The organism is Pseudomonas sp. B20, assembly GCF_020515755.1.
Taxonomy (GTDB): domain Bacteria; phylum Pseudomonadota; class Gammaproteobacteria; order Pseudomonadales; family Pseudomonadaceae; genus Aquipseudomonas; species Aquipseudomonas syringae.
This window is the reverse complement of sequence record NZ_JAHPJG010000044.1, coordinates 1-3,148: the sequence shown is the minus strand read 5'-3', so window position 1 is coordinate 3,148 and position 3,148 is coordinate 1. Positions and strand designations below refer to the sequence as shown.

Annotated in this window: 1 protein-coding gene; it reads left to right on the top strand. The window is 61.5% G+C overall.

Translation table 11 applies throughout. The annotated features are described in order from the left end of the window. A partial coding sequence (locus LIX91_RS25415) for a non-ribosomal peptide synthetase (protein WP_226489399.1) occupies positions 1 to 3,148 on the top strand: 3,148 nt, incomplete at both ends.

The following is a 3,148-nucleotide window of genomic DNA, read 5'->3' as shown; positions in this document are numbered from 1 at the left end:
GGTCCATGAAGCCGTAGTCACTGCTCGTGAAGATGTACCGGGCGATAAACGCCTGGTGGCTTATTACACCCTGATCGCAGAGCATGCTTCGGTAGACATCGACAGCCTGCGCGGTTGGCTGCAGGAACAACTGCCGGCCTACATGATCCCGATGGCCTATGTGCTGCTCGACTCAATGCCGCTGACGCCGAACGGCAAGCTGGATCGCAAGGCGCTGCCAGCCCCGGACGGTGACGCGCTGATCAGCCGTGGCTACGAAGCGCCACAAGGCGAAATCGAGGAGGTGATCGCGGTTATCTGGCAAGACCTGCTGGGCGTCGAGCAGGTCGGGCGCCACGACCATTTCTTCGAACTCGGTGGCCACTCACTGCTGGCCGTCTCTCTGATCGACCGGCTGCGCAAGCAGGGGTTGAATCTCAACGTAAATACCGTATTCACTGCGCCCAGCGTGCGTGAAATGGCCCTGGCCATCAGCCAGGACAAACAAGTCCTGTTCCAGGCTCCGGCTAACCGCATCCCGGCCGACTGCACGCAATTGACGCCAGACATGCTGCCTCTGGTGAAACTAAGCGTCGATGAGATTGAACTGATCACCTCCGCCGTTCCCGGTGGAGCCGCCAATGTTCAGGACATCTACCCGCTGATACCGCTTCAGGAAGGCATCCTGTTCCATTACCTGCTCAATCGTGAACGCGACGCCTATCTGGTGCGCTCGACGATCGAGTTCGACAACCGTGCGCGTCTTGACGCCTTTCTTGAGGCGCTGCAGACAGTTATCGACCGCCATGATGTCCTGCGCAGTTCGGTGCATTGGGTCGGCCTGCCGCAAGCGGTGCAAGTGGTGCACCGCCAGGCGCAATTGCCGGTCCATACCCTCACCCTGACGCCGGATGAAGACGCACTCAGCCAGGTGAATCGTCTAAGTGATCCAGGTCGTCTGCGCATGGACCTGCAACAGGCACCGCTACTACTGGCCTACATTGCTGGTGACCCGAACTCGGATCGTTGGCTACTGGCGCTGATCGATCACCACATGATCAGCGACCACGTCACTCTGGAGCTCATACTCGAAGAAATTCGCCTGCTGATGCGAGGCCAGAGCGCAGACCTGCTGCCAGCGCAGCCTTATCGGGAGTTTGTCGCACAGACCCTCGCCAGCCCTTCAAGTGCCCACGAAGCCTATTTTGCACGCCGTCTGGCGGATGTTGATTCACCCACCGCTCCGTTCGAACTGCTGGAAGTTCAGGGCGACGGCAATGACGTCATAGAGGCCGAACTGGCATTGAACGGTGAACTCTGCGCACGTATCCGGACTCAGGCCCGGGAGCGCGGTATGTCCCCGGCGGTTCTGTTCCATGTCGCCTGGGCGCAGGTGCTGGCCCGTTGTACCGGTCGCGATGATGTGGTGTTCGGCACCGTGGTCACCGGCCGCCTGCAAGGTACGATAGGCGCCGAGCGGGCCATGGGCATGTTCATGAACACCCTGCCGGTCCGAGTGCAACTGGCCACGCAAGGCGCCCAGGAACTGGTCATGGCCACCCACCGTGATCTCAGCGAGTTACTGAGCCACGAGCAGGCATCATTGGCCCTGGCCCAGCGTTGCAGTAGCGTGGCCACGGGGGCGCCATTGTTCTCCAGCCTGCTCAACTACCGGCACCAGAGCCAGGACAGCCAGTTGCAATGGCCGGGCCTGCGCCTGCTCGATAGCTCCGAGCGCACCAACTACCCGTTGTGCTTGTCGGTCAATGATTACGGCAGTGACCTGGGCCTGTTGATACACAGCGTGCAACCTGCGGATCCGCAACGCCTGTGCGCCATGATGCAGTGCGCGCTGGAGCAATTGACCGACGCGCTGGCGCACACACCACAGATGGACGTTACGCAGCTGGATGTGCTGCCCGCCGCCGAGCGCAACCTGCTGCTGGAGACCTTCAACCAGACCCGCGAGGACTACCCGAAGGACCTGTGCATTCAGCACCTGTTCGAAGCGCAGGTACGCACGCAACCTGATGCCATCGCCGTGGCTTTCCAGGCGCAGCGCCTGAGCTATGCCGAATTGAACCGTCAGGCCAACCGTCTGGCTCATCACCTGATCGGCCTGGGCATCGGTCCGGACGACCGGGTGGCGCTCTGCGTCGAGCGCGGTGTGGAAATGATGGTCGGCCTGCTGGGTGTGCTCAAGGCCGGTGCTGCTTATGTACCGCTTGACCCGGCCTACCCGGCCGAGCGCCTGGCCTACATGATCGAGGACAGTACGCCGTCGGCGTTGCTGACACAGCGTCACTTGCAGGAATATCTGCCGACCCTCACCTTGCCATTGGTGCTGCTCGACGATGATCAGCGCAAAACCTTTACCGAGCGTGACGACAACCCGGTGGTTGAAGCCCTCGGCGTGCGCAATCTGGCGTATGTGATCTACACCTCGGGCTCCACCGGCAATCCGAAGGGCGTGATGATCGAGCACCGCGGCCTGGTCAACTACAGCGTCGATGCGGCGCGGCTGTTTGACTTGTCCCCAACCGACACCGTCCTGCAGCAGAACACTCTGAACTTCGACCTGTCGGTGGAGGAGATCTTCCCGGCGCTCTTGGCCGGGGCCACCCTGACGCCAAGCCGCGAGATCTTCGGCAGCGAAGGGACTGAAACCCACGGCATTCAACCCACCGTCCTGCACCTGACCGCTGCGCACTGGCATACGCTGGTGGCCGAATGGCACAAACAGCCGCAGGTCGCTGAGCAACGTCTGCAGCATGTGCGCTTGATCAACGTCACGGGTGACGCACTGTCGGCACAGAAACTCAAGCTCTGGGACGAGATGCGCCCGGCGCACACGCGTTTGATCAATACTTATGGGCCTACCGAAGCGACAGTGTCCTGCACCGCCGCTTATGTCAGCCATGACGCTGTGGCCGGCAGCGAAGGCAGCGGCAACGCGACCATCGGCAAGCCGATGGCCAACACCCGTATCTACCTGCTTGATGCCCACCAGCAGCCGGTGCCATACGGCGTGGCCGGTGAGATTTTCATCGGTGGCGACGGCGTGGCGCGGGGTTACCTGAACCTTGAAGAGGTCAACGCCGAGCGTTTCCTTGCGGATCCGTTCAGCAACAGCCCTGATGCCAGGATGTACAAAACCGGCGATCTGGCA